This is a genomic window from Kosakonia sp. R1.Fl (assembly GCF_023516815.1).
Lineage (GTDB): Bacteria > Pseudomonadota > Gammaproteobacteria > Enterobacterales > Enterobacteriaceae > Kosakonia.
Map to the genome: position 1 here is coordinate 4,990,156 of NZ_JAMGSQ010000001.1, position 18,309 is coordinate 5,008,464.

General features: G+C 57.8%; 16 protein-coding genes. 3 read left to right on the top strand and 13 right to left on the bottom strand.

Going from position 1 to position 18,309, the window contains the following annotated elements:
• Nucleotides 1–7: 7 nt before the first annotated feature.
• The 4 genes from M8Q36_RS23720 to M8Q36_RS23735 are packed head-to-tail and all read right to left on the bottom strand — an operon-like array spanning nucleotide 8 to nucleotide 4,839.
• Nucleotides 8–1,252: an LVIVD repeat-containing protein gene (locus M8Q36_RS23720; protein ID WP_249882593.1), complete on the bottom strand. Its 1,245-nt coding sequence runs from the start codon at nucleotides 1,250–1,252 to the stop codon at nucleotides 8–10.
• A 9-nt stretch (nucleotides 1,253–1,261) separates the two neighbouring features.
• Complete coding sequence (locus M8Q36_RS23725; RefSeq protein ID WP_020456950.1) at nucleotides 1,262–2,326, bottom strand: sugar ABC transporter substrate-binding protein; 1,065 nt, start codon at nucleotides 2,324–2,326, stop codon at nucleotides 1,262–1,264.
• Nucleotides 2,327–2,344: 18 nt separating this feature from the next.
• Entirely contained in the window at nucleotides 2,345–3,340 is a 996-nt protein-coding gene (locus tag M8Q36_RS23730) for an ABC transporter permease (protein ID WP_045508856.1), read from the bottom strand.
• On the bottom strand, nucleotides 3,337–4,839 hold the full coding sequence (locus M8Q36_RS23735; protein WP_249882594.1) for a sugar ABC transporter ATP-binding protein: 1,503 nt from the start codon (nucleotides 4,837–4,839) through the stop codon (nucleotides 3,337–3,339). The genes M8Q36_RS23730 and M8Q36_RS23735 overlap by 4 nt, the downstream gene beginning before the upstream one ends.
• A gap of 162 nt (nucleotides 4,840–5,001) precedes the next feature.
• Between M8Q36_RS23735 and M8Q36_RS23740 the strand changes: the two genes are divergently transcribed.
• Nucleotides 5,002–6,090, top strand: a complete 1,089-nt coding sequence (locus M8Q36_RS23740) for an oxidoreductase (protein WP_249882595.1) — start codon at nucleotides 5,002–5,004, stop codon at nucleotides 6,088–6,090.
• A 57-nt stretch (nucleotides 6,091–6,147) separates the two neighbouring features.
• Here M8Q36_RS23740 and betA read toward each other — a convergent pair whose 3' ends face one another.
• From betA to betI, 3 genes are read right to left on the bottom strand one after another with little or no spacing between them, the layout of a single operon-like run.
• Complete coding sequence (gene betA / locus M8Q36_RS23745) at nucleotides 6,148–7,827, bottom strand: choline dehydrogenase (RefSeq protein WP_249882596.1); 1,680 nt, start codon at nucleotides 7,825–7,827, stop codon at nucleotides 6,148–6,150.
• 27 nt (nucleotides 7,828–7,854) lie between these two features.
• Complete coding sequence (gene betB, locus M8Q36_RS23750) at nucleotides 7,855–9,327, bottom strand: betaine-aldehyde dehydrogenase (protein ID WP_249882597.1); 1,473 nt, start codon at nucleotides 9,325–9,327, stop codon at nucleotides 7,855–7,857.
• A gap of 12 nt (nucleotides 9,328–9,339) precedes the next feature.
• Nucleotides 9,340–9,936: a transcriptional regulator BetI gene (gene betI / locus M8Q36_RS23755; protein ID WP_044489591.1), complete on the bottom strand. Its 597-nt coding sequence runs from the start codon at nucleotides 9,934–9,936 to the stop codon at nucleotides 9,340–9,342.
• Between the two features lie 238 nt (nucleotides 9,937–10,174).
• Here betI and M8Q36_RS23760 point away from each other — a divergent pair, with 238 nt between their 5' ends.
• A complete protein-coding gene (locus M8Q36_RS23760) occupies nucleotides 10,175–12,205 on the top strand; it encodes a choline transporter (RefSeq protein WP_160270978.1) in 2,031 nt (676 codons plus the stop codon).
• A gap of 28 nt (nucleotides 12,206–12,233) precedes the next feature.
• Here M8Q36_RS23760 and M8Q36_RS23765 read toward each other — a convergent pair whose 3' ends face one another.
• Nucleotides 12,234–12,824 carry a TetR/AcrR family transcriptional regulator gene (locus tag M8Q36_RS23765; RefSeq protein WP_020456942.1) on the bottom strand — a complete coding sequence of 197 codons (591 nt, stop codon included), beginning with the start codon at nucleotides 12,822–12,824 and terminating at the stop codon, nucleotides 12,234–12,236.
• A 110-nt stretch (nucleotides 12,825–12,934) separates the two neighbouring features.
• On the opposite strand from M8Q36_RS23765, the gene M8Q36_RS23770 reads away from it, so the two are divergent.
• Nucleotides 12,935–13,678: an SDR family NAD(P)-dependent oxidoreductase gene (locus tag M8Q36_RS23770; protein ID WP_249882598.1), complete on the top strand. Its 744-nt coding sequence runs from the start codon at nucleotides 12,935–12,937 to the stop codon at nucleotides 13,676–13,678.
• Nucleotides 13,679–13,796: 118 nt separating this feature from the next.
• Here M8Q36_RS23770 and M8Q36_RS23775 read toward each other — a convergent pair whose 3' ends face one another.
• From M8Q36_RS23775 to M8Q36_RS23795, 5 genes are all read right to left on the bottom strand, one after another.
• Nucleotides 13,797–13,994, bottom strand: a complete 198-nt coding sequence (locus M8Q36_RS23775; protein WP_017455812.1) for a YbdD/YjiX family protein — start codon at nucleotides 13,992–13,994, stop codon at nucleotides 13,797–13,799.
• A gap of 20 nt (nucleotides 13,995–14,014) precedes the next feature.
• Nucleotides 14,015–16,120 carry a pyruvate/proton symporter CstA gene (gene cstA, locus M8Q36_RS23780; RefSeq protein WP_249882599.1) on the bottom strand — a complete coding sequence of 702 codons (2,106 nt, stop codon included), beginning with the start codon at nucleotides 16,118–16,120 and terminating at the stop codon, nucleotides 14,015–14,017.
• Between the two features lie 168 nt (nucleotides 16,121–16,288).
• Nucleotides 16,289–16,702, bottom strand: coding sequence for a proofreading thioesterase EntH (gene entH, locus M8Q36_RS23785; RefSeq protein WP_249882600.1), 414 nt, complete (start codon nucleotides 16,700–16,702; stop codon nucleotides 16,289–16,291).
• On the bottom strand, nucleotides 16,703–17,458 hold the full coding sequence (entA, locus tag M8Q36_RS23790; protein WP_249882601.1) for a 2,3-dihydro-2,3-dihydroxybenzoate dehydrogenase EntA: 756 nt from the start codon (nucleotides 17,456–17,458) through the stop codon (nucleotides 16,703–16,705).
• Complete coding sequence (locus tag M8Q36_RS23795; protein ID WP_249882602.1) at nucleotides 17,458–18,309, bottom strand: isochorismatase; 852 nt, start codon at nucleotides 18,307–18,309, stop codon at nucleotides 17,458–17,460. The genes entA and M8Q36_RS23795 overlap by 1 nt, the downstream gene beginning before the upstream one ends.

The window sequence follows — 18,309 nt, forward strand, 5'->3', positions numbered from 1 at the left end:
GGCCTCACTACCCCAGATACTCAATCACCGACAACCCGCCGTTGTAATCGGTGCTGTAGATAATGCCGTTCGCATCAACAAACACATCGCAAGACTGGATCACGCGCGGGCGTGCAGGCCGCGTATCCATCATCTTCGCTGGCGCGGCAGGCACCAGCGCCCCGGTTTCCACCGGGCGATACGGGTTAGAAATATCGTAAGCCCGCACGCCCGCGTTCTGGTACGTGGCGAAAATCAGCGTCGAGCTGATAAAGCTGCCGGGGCGATTTTCGTGCAGGTTGTGCGGCCCGAAATGCGCCCCTTTCGCCACATAATCGGTTTCGTCCGGCTGCGGAAAGGTGGAGATGCTTACCGGATTTGACGGCTCACGAATATCAAACAGCCAGATCAGCTTCTCGCCATCTTCCTGATTGTCGAGCACCGCTTCATCCAGCACCACCAGCAAGTCCCGGTCCGGTAGTGGTAGCGCGGTGTGCGTACCGCCGCCAAACGGCGGGCTCCAGTTGCGGTGGCTGATCAGCTTCGGCTGGGTTCTGTCTTTCACATCCAGCAGCGTTAAACCGCCATCGCGCCAGCTACCGTACGCCGTATCCCCGGCGATAATCGCGTGGTGTAACGCATAACGTTTGCCTTCCGGCCACGCTGGCGTTTCCCCTGCGGCCTGGTTCATTCCCGGCAGCCACCAGCGCCCGGCAACCTGCGGTTTATGCGGATCGGCCAGATCGATGGTCAGGAAAATGTAGTCGGTAAAGCCGTCGATCAGCGCCGAGACATACGCCCAGCGCCCGCCCACATACCAGATACGGTGAATGCCGATGCCGTTGAGCGACAGGAAGCTGATTTCGCGCGGTTTATCGGGCGTGGAGATATCAAAAATGCGTAGCCCGGCGCTCCAGCCTTTGTCCTGCACATCGCTGACCGTCTCGCCGACCGAGCGGGTGTAGTAGACCTTTTCATCGGCAAAGCGCGCATCGGCGAACAGATCGCGCGCGTTGATTACTAAAAGCAGATCGTCGTGGGCTTGCAGATGCACATTCCAGGTGCCCGGCGGTGCCGGTACGTAACCAGCGGCTTTCGGTTTTTTCGGGTCGCGCACATCCACTATCGAAAACCCCTGCGACACCATATGCCCGATATAGGCAAAGCCACGGTGTACCATCAGTTGCACACCGTCCGGGCGACCGCCCTGATCGCTGTGACCAATCAGCCGCATATTGCGGCTGTATTCAGGACGCGGTAATTCACTCGCCATGTCCGTTCCTTACTTGTTTTTCGCTTCCAGCGTGGCGAACCACGGCGCGATAAAATCTTCCGTCTGGCCCCAGCCCGGAATGATTTTGCCGAGCGAGGCCACATTCACCGCGCCCGGCTGGCTTGCCAGCAGCGCTTGCGGAATGGCAGCGGCTTTAAAATCGTAGGTCGCAGGGGTCTGTTCACCGGCAATTTTATTGGCGATGAGGCGCACGTTGGTGGCACCAATCAGTTTCGGATCCACCGCCACGCTTACTTTCCACGGGCTGCCCGACTCGCGCATCAGTTGCAGATCCTGGTTGGAAACGTCGATGCTGTAGAGTTTGATCTCGGTGCGACCGTTCTCTTTCAGCGCCTTATACGCGCCCTGGCTGAAGGCATCCCAGGTGCCCCAGATCGCATCAATCTGTCCTTTCGGGTACTTCGCCAGCACCGCGCCCACTTTGTTAGCCGTGTCGCCCTGCACATCAGAAGAGACCGCGCCAATCGACTCCAGCTCTTTAATACCTGGGTTGGCTTTCAGCAGCTCGGCGTAGGCGGCCTGGCGGCGCTCCATCGGCGGGAAACCGGCAACCCACAGTTTGATAATGTTGGCTTTGCCGTTGAAATCTTTCACCAGCTCGCCAAAAGAGAGTTTGGTCAGCGAAGCGTCATCCTGCTGTGTCACCGTCACGCCCGGAATTTCACCGTTAACAGCGGTATCAAACACCGCCACTTTGATGCCCGCTGCCACCGCTTTTTTAATTAGATCGGTGGAGTACGGATCGCGCCCCTGCGACAGAATAATGCCGTCATATTTCTGACTGATCGCCTGGTTAACGAAATCCTGGAATTTGGCGTCATCACCGTTGCTCAAAAACGTGCTGATTTTAAAACCGAGTTTTTTACCTTCCTGCAACGCGCCGGAGACAAACTGGGTGGTGTTATCGTCTGAACCCAGGTTGCGGATAAGCGCAATGCGTATCGGGCCGTGGTGATTAGCAATGGCGTCCGGCACCGGCGCAGGTGTGGTGGCGTGTCCTGGCAGCGCGCTCAGTAAGCCCAGCGCCAGCAGTGAGAGTGCAATTTTTTTCATCTGTTTTCCCCTGAAGAATTAACGACGCTGGAAGTAAGTCAACGCAAGGGCACCGGCCAGCACCAGCCCCTTAATAATGTCCATCGCGTAATAGGGCACCGACAGCATCACCAGCCCGTTTTGCAGCACGCCGAGAATAACCGCCCCCACCAGCGTGCCGAGCGCATTCGGTTTGCCGGAACCGGCGAGCGAGAAACCGATCCACGCCGCCGCCACCGCATCCATCAAATAACCGCCACCGGCGTTGACCTGCGAAGAGCCAATGCGTGACGCCAGCAGAATGCCGCCCAGCCCCGCCAGCAGCGAGGCGATAACATATGCCGCCACTTTGTAGCGCGTGGTACGAATGCCGGACAGGCGCGCCGCTTCCGGGTTGCCGCCAATGGCATACATGCGACGACCGTGGGTGGTCAGCGACAAACCCAACTGCGCGACAACCGTCACCACCAGCATAATGATCACAATGGTCGGCACCTGGCCGAGCAGACCAAACGCCGCCGGAATGGTGCCCTCCGCCATATCGCCGCTCGGCAGCACCATATTTTCGGTAATCGAACCGCCATAGCTGTAGGTCATCGCCACACCCTGAATCACAAACAGGCTGCCAAGCGTCGCCAGCATGTCGGGAATGCGCAGAACCACAATTAAAAAGGCATTGAACAAGCCCACCAGCGTGCAGAGAGCCAGCGTGATAATGATGGCTTCGGTGGTACCAACGCCGTGCCAGACAAACAGTGAAATCACCAGCGCATTCGCCAGTGAGGCGGTGGAACCGACCGAGAGATCAAACCCGCCGATGGTCAGCGAAATAGAGACACCAATCGCAATCACCGTGACGATGGCGATGGATCGCAAAATGTTGATGATGTTGAAGGGATCGAGGAAGTTGTCCGACGCCACGCCAAAAATGGCGACAAGCGCGACCACGGTAAGCAACATGCCCCATTTATAGAGAAAATCAAAAAACTGCTGGCGGGGCGTCGCCGCCGCATTGACTGAAAGGGCCTTACTCACGGCGCCGTTCCTCCGGTGGAATAATAAAGAAGCGTCTCTTCGCGGGCATCCTCGCCCTGCACTTCCGCAACAATGCGCCCATCCCACAGCACACAAATCCGGTCACACAACCCCACCAGTTCGGCGAATTCACCCGAGGCGTAAATCACCCCTTTGCCTTCGCGCGCCAGGCCATCAATCAACTGGAACAGGTCGGTTTTCGCTTTCACGTCCACGCCTTTGGTCGGCTCATCGAAAATCACCACATTGGCGTGACCGCGCAGCCATTTGCCAATCGCTACTTTCTGCTGGTTGCCGCCGGAAAGACGGCGCAGCGTTTGCCCCGGCCCGGTAGTGCGCACGCCAACGCGGGCAATCACTTCCTGCGCCCAGCGCCAGGCCTGGCGATGCGCGAAAAAGCCCCAGCGCGAGAAACTGTTATCCGCGCTAATGGACAAATTCATGCTCACCGACTCATCAATAAAAATGCCCTCTTTGCGCCGCTCTTCCGGCACCAGCGCCAGCCCGCGCATCACGGAATCGGCCGGATCGCGCGGCCGCCACGGTTGGTTATTCAGCTCGCCACGGCTGATTCGGCTTTTACTCGCACCGAACAGCGCCTTACACAGCTCGGTTTTCCCCGCACCCGCCAGACCAGCAATGCCGAGAATTTCCCCTTTACGCAGGCGCAGCGAGATATCTTTCAGCAGCCCCTCGTCGTGCAAACCGTCAATGCTTAGCAGCACTTCATCACTGTGCGGTGGACGGGCTGGCGGGTAGATGTCGCTCAACTCATGACCGAGCATCTTCTCGACAATCGCTTCGCCGCTCAGGGCATGCATCGGACCGGATTCAATTAATTTTCCGTCGCGCAGCACCGTTAAGGTGTCGCAAATCGCGTTCAGTTCGTGGATGCGGTGCGAGATAAATACCACGCCAATGCCCTGCTGTTGCAGGCGTTTGACCACGGTAAACAAGCGCTCACTTTCATGCTGGTCGAGCGGCGCGGTGGGTTCATCGAGAATTAAAAAACGGCAGTGGTGCGAAAGCGCGCGCGCCAGCAGGATCTGCTGCTTCTCCGCCAGCGTGCAGCTATCGATCGAACGTCTTACATCAAACATCACATCGAGTTGCGCCAGCGCCTCGCGCGCCGATTTTCGGATCTCGCCCCAGCGGAAACGATGTCCGCCTTCCGCCAGCTTATCGAGCATGATGTTCTCGGCAATGCTCAAACCCGGGATCAGCGCAACATCCACTTCCTGCTGCACCAGATGAATGCCCAGCTGTTTGGCATCGCGCGGGGTGCGAATCGACACCGCCTGGTTATTGATGGCGATTTCGCCTTCGTAATGGTCGTACGTGCCGCACAGCACCGCCATCAGCGTCGATTTCCCCGCGCCGTTCGCGCCGGTTAAGGCATGCACCGAACCGCCGCGCAGGGAGAAATTGACATGCGACAGCGCCTTAAAGCCGCCAAAGGCCAGGCTTATGCCGCGCATTTCGAGGTGGTTGCTGCTCATTCGCACGCTGTTCCTGCAATTAATAGGTTGATTTAACGAATTTTTCACAGCCTCGCTTGACTGGCAACGACAGAAAATGCATAAGATAAAGCTAAATATTATTAGCCATCCGGATGTCCAGACATAACATCGGGTTAGCGATCACGCACAAGGACACAACACATGAGCAGCACTGATATCCGCGTCGTACCCGGCCCGGCCAACTACTTTTCCCACGCCGGTAGCCTCGCGCGGTTGCATGATTTCTTCAGCGCAGAACAACTGGCGCGCGCGGTATGGATCTATGGCGAGCGCGCCTTTGCCGGGGCAAAAGCGTTTTTGCCGCAAGGGTTTAACACGCCGGGCGCGAAACACATTTTGTTTAAAGGCCACTGTAGCGAGCATGACGTGAACGAACTGGCGCAGCAGGCAGGCGACGATCGGGCGGTGGTGATTGGGCTTGGCGGCGGCGCCTTGCTGGATACCGCCAAAGCGGTGGCGCGCCGTCTTGGTTTACCGGTGGTCGCCATTCCGACCATCGCCGCCACCTGTGCGGCGTGGACGCCGCTGTCGGTGTGGTATAACGAGGCTGGTCAGGCGCTGCACTTTGAAATTTTCGACGACGCCAATTTTCTGGTGCTGGTTGAACCGCAAATCATCCTTAATGCGCCTGCGGAATATCTGCTGGCAGGTATCGGCGATACGCTGGCGAAGTGGTATGAAGCGGTAGTGCTGGCACCACAACCAGAAAAGCTGCCGCTCACCGTACGTCTGGGGCTAAACGGCGCACTGGCGATCCGCGATGTGTTGCTACAGAGCAGTGAACAAGCTCTTGCTGACCAGCAGCGCGGCGAGCTGACGCAGGCATTTCGCGATGTGGTGGATGCGATTATTGCCGGGGGTGGGATGGTCGGCGGGCTGGGCGAGCGTTACACCCGCGTTGCCGCCGCACACGCGGTGCACAACGGTTTAACCGTGTTGCCACAAACGGAGAAGTTCCTGCACGGCACCAAAGTAGCGTATGGCATTCTGGTGCAGAGCGCCCTGCTCGGCGAGGACGATGTGCTGGCGCAGTTGATTAACGCCTATCAGCGTTTCAACTTGCCGACCTCGCTGGCAGCGTTGGACGTGGACATTAATAACCGCGCGGAGCTGGATAAAGTGATTGCTCACACTCTGCGCCCGGTGGAGTCGATTCACTACCTGCCAGTGGAACTCTCTGCCGATACGCTGCGCGCGGCGTTTGAAAAAGTGGAAGCGCTGTCGCGCTAATCGCCCTTCTTTACGTAATGCCGCCGGTAAGTAACGCCTTACCGGCGGCATTTTCTTTTACGCCCGCAGCGGTGTACCGCGAACCGGGCGATCGCCCGCCACGAAATAATCCGCATTGCTGCGCGGCAGCGGCGTGCGGCCACGGATGTTATCGGCAATCTTCTCGCCAATCATAATGGTGGTGGCATTGAGGTTACCGGTGATGATCAGCGGCATGATCGAGGCATCCACCACGCGCAAAGCTTCCAGCCCGTGAACACGCCCTTCGCCATCGACCACCGCCATCTCATCGCTGCCCATTTTGCAGGTGCCGCACGGGTGATAGGCGGTTTCGGCGTGGTTACGCACAAACTCATCCAGTTGCTCATCGCTCTGGCACTCAATGCCCGGGCTGATTTCCCGCCCGCGATATTTGTCCAGCGCCGGCTGGTTGATGATCTGCCGGGTGATACGAATCGCGTCGCGGAATTCGTGCCAGTCCTGCTCATGCGCCATGTAATTAAACTGGATCGCCGGATGCTGGCGCGGATCGCGCGATTTCAGACGCACAAAACCCCGGCTTGGCGAGCGCATCGAACCCACATGGCACTGGAAGCCGTGCGCTTCCACCGCATTTGAGCCGTTGTAGTTAATCGCCACCGGCAGGAAATGGTACTGAATATTCGGCCAGGCGAACTCCTCGCGGCTGCGGATAAACCCGCCGCCCTCGAACTGGTTGCTGGCCCCAATACCCGTGCCGTTAAACAGCCACTCCGCGCCAATTTTCGGCTGGTTCCACCACTTCAGCGCCGGATAGAGCGACACCGGCTCCTTGCACTCATATTGCAGGTACATTTCCAGGTGATCCTGCAAGTTTTCGCCCACGCCCGGTAAATCGTGCACCAGCGGAATATCGAACTGCTTGAGCAGATCAGCGGCACCGACGCCGGAGCGCTGCAAAATTTGCGGCGAAGCAATCGCTCCCGCGCAGAGCAACACTTCCCGGCGCGCATGCACTTCATGTACCGTGTCGCTGGAGCCCTGCAAATAGGCCACGCCGACAGCGCGTTTCCCCTCAAACAGAATGCGATCGGTGGTGGCATGAGTAATGATTTTCAGGTTCGGCCGCGTTTTTGCCATGTCGAGATAGCCGCGCGCGGTGCTGGAGCGGCGGCCTTTCGGCGTGACAAAGCGATCCATTGGGCCAAAACCTTCCTGCTGGTAGCCGTTAAGATCGTCAGTGCGCGGGTAACCGGCCTGTACACCCGCCTCGATCATCGCGGCGAACAGCGGGTTGTTGCCCGGCTTGCAGGTGGTGATGCTGACCGGGCCGTCGCCACCGTGGTAATCGTTCGCGCCGATATCGCGCGTTTCCGATTTACGGTAATAGGGCAGACAGTCGCGGTAGGTCCAGTGCTCAAGACCCGGCTGCTGCGCCCAGTTATCAAGATCCATCGCGTTGCCACGCACGTAGCACATGCCGTTAATCAGCGATGAACCGCCCAGCCCTTTACCGCGCCCACACTCCATGCGGCGGTTATTCATGTGCGGTTCAGGTTCCGTTTCATAGGCCCAGTTGTAGCGCTTGCCCTGCAGCGGGTAAGCCAGCGCCGCAGGCATCTGCGTACGGAAATCAAAACGGTAATCGGGACCGCCCGCTTCGAGCAGCAGTACATTGACATCGCTGTCTTCGGTCAGTCTTGTTGCCAAAACGTTCCCTGCGGATCCGGCTCCAATGATGATGTAATCAAATTCCATTCGTCGCTCCTCAGGTTAAAACTTTATTCAAAATACGGACTGAAAACGGCTCAGCTCGAGCTGGACGGATTTGACCTGCGTATAGTTTTGCAGCGTCATCAGACCATTTTCACGCCCAACGCCGGAGTGCTTGTAGCCGCCCACCGGCATTTCGGCGGCGGATTCACCCCAGGTGTTGATCCAGCAGATACCCGCTTCAATCTGGTGAATGACGCGGTGCGCACGGTTAAGATCTTGTGTCACCACGCCCGCCGCCAGGCCGTAATCGGTAGCGTTGGCGCGGCGCACCGCTTCCTCTTCGCGCTCATAGGTCAGAATCGACATCACCGGACCAAAGATCTCTTCACGCACGATGGTCATCTCATCGCGACAGTCGGTAAATACGGTGGGTTCGACCCACGCCCCGTGGTCGAAGTCACCGCCGGTCAGACGCTTACCGCCGCACAACAGGCGCGCGCCTTCGTTGATGCCGCTTTCGATATAACGCATTACGTTGTCGCGGTGCGCAAAACTGACCAGCGGCCCGAAATTGGTGTTCAGATCGTTGACATTACCGGCTTTAATGCGCGCCACGCGCTCAACAATTTTCGCTTCGAACGCACTCTGCAAGGCCTTCGGAATAAACACGCGCGTGCCGTTGGTACACACCTGGCCGGAGCTGTAGAAGTTGGCCATCATGGCGATATCGGCGGCGAGATCGAGATCGGCGTCGTCAAAGATAATCAGGGGTGATTTACCGCCCAGCTCCATGGTGACGTCTTTCAGCGTCGAACCAGCCGCATTCGCCATCACTTTCTTGCCGCTGGCAACGCCGCCGGTGAAAGAGACTTTGTCGATACCCGGATGGTCGGTCAGCAACTGTCCGGTCACCGCGCCGCTACCGTTCAGCACGTTAAATACGCCGTCTGGCACGCCAGCTTCGCTGTAAATTTCCGCCAGTTTCAGCGCGGTGAGCGGCGTGACTTCGCTCGGTTTAAAGATCATGGCGTTACCGGCCGCCAGCGCAGGCGCAGATTTCCACAGCGCAATCTGGATCGGGTAGTTCCACGCGCCAATCCCGGCCACCACGCCAAGCGGTTCGCGGCGGGTGTAGACAAACGAGGTGTCGCGCAGCGGAATTTGCTGGCCTTCAAGAGAGGGGATAAGCCCCGCGTAATACTCGAGTACGTCCGCGCCGGTGACGATATCAACGGCCTGGGTTTCGCTCAGCGGTTTGCCGGTATCCAGCGTTTCCAGCGCCGCCAGTTCATCATTGCGCTCGCACAGAATATCGACGGCGCGGCGCAGGATGCGCGAGCGTTCCATGGCGGTCATCGCGGCCCAGATTTTCTGCCCTTTTTGCGCACTGGCAACGGCGCGATCGACATCGGCCTGCCCGGCTTCGTGCACCTCGGCCAGCACCTCGCCGTTCGCCGGGTTGATGGTCTGGAATGTGTTACCCGCCGCAGCCGGGACGTATTGACCATGGATATAGAGCTGCTGTTCTGCGAATCGGGACATACTTCCTCCTTCTCAGTGATTCGTCGCGCCAGCCAGTTGCTGGCGAATGAATTGGGTGGTGAGCGTTCTGGCAATGTCCAGGTTAAAGGGTTTGCCGCTCAGCGCCGCGCGAAGCCAGAGGCCATCGATCAACGAGGCAAGGCCATGCGCCGCCAGCCGTGCCTGTTCACGCGGCAGATCGCGGCGAAACTCCGCCGCCAGCGTGGAGAACAGTCGGCGGCTGCTGACGCGCTCCAGGCGACCAAGCTGCGGCTGATGCATACTGCTGGCCCAGAAATCGAGCCAGGCTTTCATCGCCGCGCTGTGGACCTGGCTGTCATCAAAATTGCCTTCGACAATCGCCAGCAAACGCGTTTCGGTACTGGCCTGCGCGAGCGGTTTTAATCGCTGCGCCACGGCGTCGCGCAACTGGCGGGTGATGTCGCGCATGGTCGCTTCCAGCAGACCATTTTTGTCCCTGAAGTAGTGGCTGATGATGCCGGTCGATACGCCAGCGCGGCGCGCAATTTGCGCAATCGTGGCGTCGTTAATTCCTACTTCGTTAATGGTACTCAGGGTCGCATCAATCAGCTGCCGACGGCGTATCGGCTGCATTCCCACCTTTGGCATGGCTCCATCTCCACCGCAATGTAAGGGCCTTATTTAATCTTTTTTTGATTGCACGTTCAATATAAAAAAAGATTTTGTTAGGATATTGTGCTTCAATTGTTAAATAAACGAAGCGGGAATGTATAAGCTAAATACGGCGACGCAAACCGTGAGAACAGAGAGGAGCAAACGCGATAAAACAACCGATGTTTGGCGTTAATCTTTTGAAAAATTACAGGAAATTAACCAGAGGTAACCGATGATTAATCCACCTGCCAGTGAAAAAGACAGAATCAATCCCGTGGTGTTTTACACCTCTGCCGGACTGATTCTGACATTTTCACTGGTCACCATTTTGTACAGCGATTTAGCCGCAGCCTGGATTCAGACCACCGTTAACTGGGTGTCATCCACCTTTGGCTGGTATTACATGCTGGCCGCAACGCTGTATATCGTCTTTGTTATCTATATGGCCTGCTCGCGCTACGGGGCGATTAAACTTGGGCCGGAGCAGTCCAAGCCGGAGTTCAGTTTGCTGAGCTGGTCGGCGATGCTGTTTGCCGCCGGGATCGGTATCGATTTGATGTTTTTCTCCGTCGCGGAGCCGGTCACGCAGTATATGCAGCCCCCGGAAGGCGCAGGCCAGACGATGGAAGCCGCGCGTCAGGCGATGGTGTGGACACTGTTCCACTACGGCTTAACCGGCTGGTCGATGTATGCGCTGATGGGCATTGCGCTGGGCTACTTCAGCTATCGCTATAACCTGCCGCTCACTATTCGTTCTGCGCTGTATCCTATTTTCGGTAAACGCATTAACGGCCCGATTGGTCACACGGTGGATATTGCCGCGGTGATCGGCACCATTTTTGGTATTGCCACTACGCTCGGTATTGGCGTGGTGCAGCTTAATTACGGGCTGAAAGTGCTGTTCGACGTGCCGGAAGGGCTGACCGCGCAGATGGCGCTGATTGTGCTGTCGGTGGTGATCGCTACCATTTCGGTCACCTCCGGGGTGGATAAAGGCATTCGCATCCTTTCGGAACTGAACGTGGCGCTGGCGCTCGGGCTGATCCTGTTCGTGCTGTTTATGGGCAAGACCGATTTCCTGCTCAACGCGCTGGTGCTCAACGTCGGCGATTACATCAACCGCTTTATGGGCATGACGCTCAATACCTTTGCGTTTGATCGCCCGACACAGTGGATGAACAGCTGGACGCTCTTCTTCTGGGCCTGGTGGGTCGCCTGGTCGCCGTTTGTCGGGCTGTTCCTCGCACGTATTTCCCGCGGGCGCACCATTCGCGAGTTCGTGCTCGGCACGCTGATCATTCCGTTCACCTTCACCCTGCTGTGGTTGTCGGTGTTTGGTAACGCCGCGCTGTATGAAATTATCCACGGCGATGCCGGTTTCGCCCAGGAGGTGATCGCCCATGCCGAACGCGGATTCTACAGCCTGCTGGCGCAGTACCCGGCGTTTAAACTCAGCGCTTCTGTCGCCACCATTACCGGCCTGCTGTTTTATGTCACCTCGGCGGATTCCGGCTCGCTGGTGCTGGGCAATTTCACCTCGAAGCTGAAAGATATCAATAGCGATGCGCCGAACTGGCTGCGGATTTTCTGGTCGGTCGCCATCGGCGTGCTGACCATGGGCATGCTAATGACCAACGGTATTTCCGCGCTGCAAAATACCACGGTGATCATGGGCTTGCCGTTCAGTTTTGTGATCTTCTTTATTATGGCCGGGCTGTATAAATCGCTGAAGGTGGAAGATCACCGCCGTGCCAGCGCCAGCCGCGAAACCGCACCTTATATTCCGGCGAGCAACGATCGCCTGAGCTGGAAAAAACGCCTCTCGCGGCTGATGAATTATCCGGGCACGCATTACACCCGGCAGATGATGGAAACAGTGATTTACCCGGCAATGCAGGATGTGGCAAAAGAGCTGGAACTGCGCGGCGGACGGGTATCGCTTGAAAATGTCGCGCCGGAAGAAGGCCAGCCGCTGGGCTACCTGGATCTGCGCGTCCACCTCGGTGAGGAGCAGGATTTTGTCTACCAGGTGTGGCCGCAGCAATACTCCGTACCGGGCTTTACCTACCGCGCACGCAGCGGCAAATCGCACTACTTCCGGCTGGAAACCTTCCTGCTGGAGGGCAGCCAGGGCAATGATTTAATGGACTACAACAAAGAGCAGGTGATCATCGACATCCTGGATCAGTACGAGCGCCACCTGAACTTTATCCATCTGCACCGCGAAGCGCCGGGCAATAATATTGTTTTCCCTCAGCCATAACGCAACGGGCCACTTCGGTGGCCTGTTTTTACGGCGCAGGCCACAATCCCATTGCCATACGCGCGACGCCGAGTAGCGTTTCCCGGCTCGCGCCATCGCGCGCCTGAATCGACATCCCCTGCTGAATGCTGACATACAACCGGGTCAGCGCATCGATATCGGTGGTCTCAGGTAACTCGCCGCGCTGCTGCGCCTCGCTCAGGCGCGCTTTTAGCTGCGCAACGCCGCCATTACGCAACTGACGAACCCGCTCGCCCAACCGTTCATGCCCTTCGCTGGCAACCGCGGACAGCGTCACCATGCAGCCATGCGGCAAATCGCAGCGGGTTAACACCTCAGCCGATCGCTCCAGCCACGCCGCAATGGCTTTTTTCGGCGATGGCTCGCTTGCCATATCGCCCCAGATCGCTGGCGCAACGCACTGTTCGTAGTGCTGCAACACCTCATCGTAGAGATCTTCTTTGCTACCGAACGCCGCATACAAGCTGGGCGATTTAATGCCCATCGCCTCATACAGATCGTTCATGGATGTCGCGGTGTACCCCTTCTGCCAGAAGAGTTTCATCGCGTTATTCAGCGCCTCGGTACGGTCAAATTCCCGTGGTCTTCCCCGGCTCACTTTCGCCTCCTCGCATTTTGTGCTGATCGGTATATTAATAAGATTGACGAATGTATGGAAGCCTGTTTATTTTAATTATGTATCAATCGACACATAATTCAGGAGCCACCATGTCACATTCACTTGCAGGAAAACGCGCGCTGGTCACCGGCGCGAGCCGCGGTCTGGGAAAAGCCATCGCCTTAACGCTGGCGCGGGAAGGAGCGGACGTCGCCATTACCTGGGAGAAATCCGCCGATAAAGCACAAGCCGTTGTGGACGCGATCCGCGCGCTGGGGCGTAACGCCGTGGCGATCCAGGCCAACAGCGCCGAACCACAAGCTGCCCGCGCCGCCGTGGATCAAACCGTGCAGCAACTCGGCGGGCTGGATATTCTGGTTAATAACGCCGGCATCGCGCGCGGCGGCCAGTTAGAAGCGATGTCGCAGGAGGATATCGATGCGATGATCGACGTGAATATTCGCGGCGTGGTCTATTCAACGCAGGCGGCGATTGCCCATCTGCCGGACGGCGGGCGCATTATCAATATCGGCAGTTGCCTTTCCGATCGCGTGCCGTTTAAAGATATCGCCATTTATTCGATGACCAAATCCGCGCTGAACTCATTAACACGCGGGCTGGCGCGGGATTTGGGCCCACGCGGGATCACCGTCAATATGGTGAAACCCGGTTCAACGGACAGCGATATGAACCCGGCGGACGGCGAAGGCGCGGAAGAGCAGCGTCGTATGATTGCGCTCGGGCATTATGGTGAAGCGCAGGATATCGCCGAAGCGGTCGCTTTCCTCGCCAGCCCGGCGGCGAAGCAGATTACCGGTGCGGATATTGTTGTTGATGGCGGCACCAACGCCTGATCGCGGCGTAAATAACTGGCTTAAAGCTGAAAGCTTCCGGAAGCACCAGCCTGGCTGGGGGTTTTCTGTAGATAAAGAAAAGCGGCGCATATGCGCCGCTTTTTAAGCAAGACGCGTATTAACAACAGCGTGCGCCGCCTTTCCCGCCGTAGCGCGCATCCTGGCGCTCGCGGAAAAACTCCTCATAGGTCATCGGTGTCTGCTCCGGGTGCGTCACGCGCATATGCTCGACATAGTTGTCGTAATCCGGAACGCCAATCATCATTTTCGCCGCCTGGCCTAAATACTTCCCGGCTTTTGAAAGCGTATCGAACATAATCCCTCCGCGTTACGCGATTAATGCACACTTTTTGCCTGACCGACAATCTGCTCAACGTCGCCCGTCATTTCCTGGTACGGCGTCTCGTTCGCCGTCGCTTTATCGTCTTTCAGCGCCGCCAACGCGGTTTTCAGCGAGTAGAACGCCAGTACCACCACCACGACCATAAAGAAGATGGTCAAGCCAGCATCGAGACGGTTGTTAAACACCAGTTGCGCCAGTTGAGACTGGGTATACTGCGCCGGAATATTGCCGCTGTCGATCATCGCCTGGAACTTATTGGCGATGGCCAGGAAGCCGACTTTCGCATCCGGGCTAAAGGCTTTTTGCCAGCCTGCGGTGAGCGTACAAACCAGCAGCCAGGCGGTTGGCAGCAGTGCCACCCACGCATAACGCTGGCGTTTCATCTTGAACAGCACCACCGCACAGAGCATCAGCGCCATGCCCGCCAGCATCTGGTTGGCGATGCCAAACAGCGGCCACAGGGTGTTAATACCGCCGAGCGGATCAACCACGCCCTGGTGCAGGAAGTAGCCCCACGCCAGCACGCACAGCCCGGTCGCCAGCAGGTTCGCGGGCAGCGATTCCGTGCGTTTGAGGTTCGGTGAAATCACGCCCAGCAGATCCTGCAACATAAAGCGCGCCGCGCGTGTCCCGGCATCCACTGCTGTCAGAATAAACAGCGCCTCAAACAGAATGGCGAAGTGATACCAGAACGAGACATCCATCAGGCCGCCGAGCGCGCCGTGCAGGATATAAGCCATGCCCACTGCCAGCGTCGGTGCGCCGCCCGCGCGGGAAATGATCGACTGCTCGCCCACTTCGCTGGCAATCTGCCTGAGCGCATCCGGGGTGATACTAAAGCCCCAACCGCTCACTACTTGCGCCGCTGAGGCCACCACATCGGTGGTGCCGGCAGGCGCTAATACCGCCATCGGGCTGTTCATTGCGAAGTAGACACCTGGGTCGATAATGCACGCGGACACCAGCGCCATGATCGCCACGAACGACTCCATCAGCATGCCGCCGTAACCGATAAAACAAGCCTGCCCTTCGCTGGCGAGCATTTTCGGCGTGGTGCCGGAGGAAATCAGCGCATGGAAGCCGGAAACCGCGCCACAGGCAATGGTAATAAACAAGAACGGAAACAGGTTACCGGTCCACACCGGGCCAGTCCCATCAACAAACTTGGTCAGCGCAGGCATGGTCAGCGTCGGGCGCATGATCAGAATGCCAATCGCCAGGCCGATAATGGTGCCGATTTTCAGGAAAGTAGAAAGGTAATCACGCGGCGCCAGCAGCAGCCACACCGGCAGCACTGAGGCGACAAACCCGTAGCCCACCAGCATCCACGTCAACTGCACGCCGGTGAAATCAAAGTACGGTGCAATCGCCGGGTTTGCCGCCACCCAGCCGCCAGAAATAATGGCGAACACCAGCAGTACCAGGCCAATCACCGACACTTCGCCAATCCGCCCGGGGCGCAGATAGCGAATGTAGATACCCATAAAAATCGCCAGCGGAATGGTAAAGGCGACGGTATAGGTTCCCCACGGGCTGTGGGTCAGCGCTTTGACGACAATCATCGCCAGCACCGCAAGGATAATCACCATGATCATAAAGGTCGCCACCAGCGCAATCACGCCAACGGTCGGCCCCATCTCCGCTTTCACCATCTCACCGAGCGAACGCCCGTCCCGACGGGTGGAGATAAACAGCACCATGAAATCCTGCACCGCACCGGCCAGCACTACGCCTGCGAGGATCCAGATCATGCCCGGCAAATACCCCATTTGCGCAGCCAGCACCGGCCCCACCAGCGGGCCTGCGCCGGCAATCGCCGCAAAATGGTGACCGAACAGCACTTTTTTGTCTGTCGGCACGTAATCAAGACCATCGTTGTAGCGCACCGCCGGCGTCATGCGCGTCGGGTCAACCTGTAGCACATTTTTAGCGATATACAGGCCGTAAAAACGGTAAGCGATAAGGTAGATACAGACCGCGGCCACCACGATCCACAGCGCGTTGATCTGTTCGCCACGATTAAGCGCGATATAGCCGAGGGCAAATGCGCCAACCAGCGACAGCACGCCCCAAATAAGGTATTTCCCTGAGTTGTTCATAGCGGGTATCCGTTGAGAGACAGAGAGATGTTACATTTTGTATCTATATCAACTCGCGGGTTTTAACAACTTTGAAACATGGGAAATTTGCCCTGCCACCAGGCATTTACCTGATTGTGTTACCGGGATCGCAAGATTGCACCCTCTCCCGCTACGGAGAGGGCGAAACTACCCCAGCACCGCCGTGCTGAGACGACAGGTGCAGCAGCGTCGGCCTTGTTCGTCAAACACCACAATTTCCCAGCTCTGGTTCTGCCGACCAAGATGCAGCGGCTGGCAAACGCCGCGCACTTTACCCTGCGAAACCGGGCGGTGATGGGTGGCGTTTAATTCCGTGCCCACCACGCATTGACCCTCGCGGGTCATCAGATAGCCCGCCATCGATCCCAGCGTTTCCGCCAGCGCCGCCGAGGCACCACCGTGCAGCAGACCAAACGGTTGATGCGTGCGGCTGTCTACCGGCATTTCCGCTTCAAGGAAATCATCACCGATGCGGGTGTAAGTAATCGCGAGATGCGCCACCAGCGTGTTGGCGCTTGTCGCGTTCAGTTCATCAAGGGTTAAATGACGTTTCCAGATCATCTACGCCCCCAGCGTCGAGCCGCCATCCACCACGATATCCTGCAATGTGATATGGCTTGCCAGATCGGAAGCGAGGAACAAAATGGTGTTCGCCACTTCCTGCGGACGGGCGATTTTCCCCAGCGGGATACCGAGCTTGAACTGCTCGCCAAAACCGCGAATACGCTGCTGTTCGGCGCCATCGCTCACCCAAAGTAAACGCTGCATGTCGGTGTCGGTCGATCCCGGTGAGACAATGTTGCAGCGCACATGGCTTGCCGCCAGCTCAAGACCGACGGTGAGCGCCAGGCTTTTGAGCGCCGCTTTCGATGCGCCATAGGCGCTCATGCCGATACGCGGTGTGTGCGCCGCGTCGGAGGCGACGGTGACAATCGCCCCGCTCTGCTGACGGCGAAATTGCGCCATCGTCTGCTGAAACAGGTTAAACGCGCCGCCAACGTTAATGGCGAAGGTGTTTTGCCAGGCTTGCGCTGTCAGTTCGTCGGTGGCGCCCATATGTAAAACCCCGGCGGCGTTCACCAGCACGTCCAGTCGTTTGCGTTGCGCCAGCACGCGCTGGCAAACTGCCTGCACTTGTCCGGCGTCGGCAACGTCCAGCACTTCGCAGGAGAAAGGGTAATCCGTGCCGCCAAAAGCCAGATCGAAACCAGTCACGTGTGCGCCCGCCTCGACAAACGCCTTCGCCGTGGCATAACCGATACCTTTACCGGCCCCGGTCACCCAGACAACTTTGCCGGTAAAATCCAGGCTGGCCATTATTTCACCTCGCGGGAAAGCAGCGTCCACCAGGCGTCAATGGTCGGGTTTTTCGCCAGCATCACAAAGTCGATATCGCCATGTATTTTGCGCCAGCGCGCGGCGAGCGCCATCATGCGCACGGAATCAAGGCCGTAGTCGATGAGATTCTCGTCATCTAATGGTTCGTCGGACTCATCTAGCAGCGGCAGGATCAGCGCGCGTAATGCCGCTTTGCTGCCCGGCACAGGCAGTAATTCTTGTGTCATCACCACGCGACCAGCACGCCCGGCGACATAATTAAGCGACATCAAATGCTCTTCGCGGCTGAAATCTGCCAGCGCGTCGGCGACCATAAACGGTTTGATATCGCGCATAAACGCATCGGTGGCGGTGGTCATGCAGCCAATGTGTGAATACACCCCGGTGATGAGTAACTGGTTACGGCCGGTCTCTTTGAGCATCTGCTCCAGCGGCGAGCGGTGAAACGCGCTGTAACGCCACTTCACCAGCACGGTGTCGGCCTCATCCGGCGCAAGTTGTGCAACAATTTTTTGCTGCTCCGGCGAGCGGGTTAAGCCTGGCCCCCACATATCGTTGAGCAGCGCGCGGTCTTCATCGTTCTGCTCTTTCGGCTGCGCGGTGTAGTACACCGGAATGTTGCTTTGCTTGCAGAAATCGCGCAGTGCGGCGATGTTAGCCACCACTTGCTGCATCATCGGGCAGTTTTCGCCCCAGAAGTTAACAAAGTAATCCTGCATATCATGGATCAGCAGCGCCGCACGTTCCGGCTCAAACGGCCAGCTCACTTTGTTTTGCGGGATATCGGCCGCGCCAGGCAGCGCGTAGCCCTGTAGTTTTGGAATCGCCAT

Coding starts and splice junctions, on each gene's coding strand:
- M8Q36_RS23720 (WP_249882593.1), bottom strand. CDS start 1,252: ATGGCGAGTGAATTACCGCGTCCTGAATACAGCCGCAATATGCGGCTG.
- M8Q36_RS23725 (WP_020456950.1), bottom strand. CDS start 2,326: ATGAAAAAAATTGCACTCTCACTGCTGGCGCTGGGCTTACTGAGCGCG.
- M8Q36_RS23735 (WP_249882594.1), bottom strand. CDS start 4,839: ATGAGCAGCAACCACCTCGAAATGCGCGGCATAAGCCTGGCCTTTGGC.
- M8Q36_RS23740 (WP_249882595.1), top strand. CDS start 5,002: ATGAGCAGCACTGATATCCGCGTCGTACCCGGCCCGGCCAACTACTTT.
- betA (WP_249882596.1), bottom strand. CDS start 7,827: ATGGAATTTGATTACATCATCATTGGAGCCGGATCCGCAGGGAACGTT.
- betB (WP_249882597.1), bottom strand. CDS start 9,327: ATGTCCCGATTCGCAGAACAGCAGCTCTATATCCATGGTCAATACGTC.
- betI (WP_044489591.1), bottom strand. CDS start 9,936: ATGCCAAAGGTGGGAATGCAGCCGATACGCCGTCGGCAGCTGATTGAT.
- M8Q36_RS23760 (WP_160270978.1), top strand. CDS start 10,175: ATGATTAATCCACCTGCCAGTGAAAAAGACAGAATCAATCCCGTGGTG.
- M8Q36_RS23770 (WP_249882598.1), top strand. CDS start 12,935: ATGTCACATTCACTTGCAGGAAAACGCGCGCTGGTCACCGGCGCGAGC.
- M8Q36_RS23775 (WP_017455812.1), bottom strand. CDS start 13,994: ATGTTCGATACGCTTTCAAAAGCCGGGAAGTATTTAGGCCAGGCGGCG.
- cstA (WP_249882599.1), bottom strand. CDS start 16,120: ATGAACAACTCAGGGAAATACCTTATTTGGGGCGTGCTGTCGCTGGTT.
- entH (WP_249882600.1), bottom strand. CDS start 16,702: ATGATCTGGAAACGTCATTTAACCCTTGATGAACTGAACGCGACAAGC.
- entA (WP_249882601.1), bottom strand. CDS start 17,458: ATGGCCAGCCTGGATTTTACCGGCAAAGTTGTCTGGGTGACCGGGGCC.
- M8Q36_RS23795 (WP_249882602.1), bottom strand. CDS start 18,309: ATGGCGATTCCAAAACTACAGGGCTACGCGCTGCCTGGCGCGGCCGAT.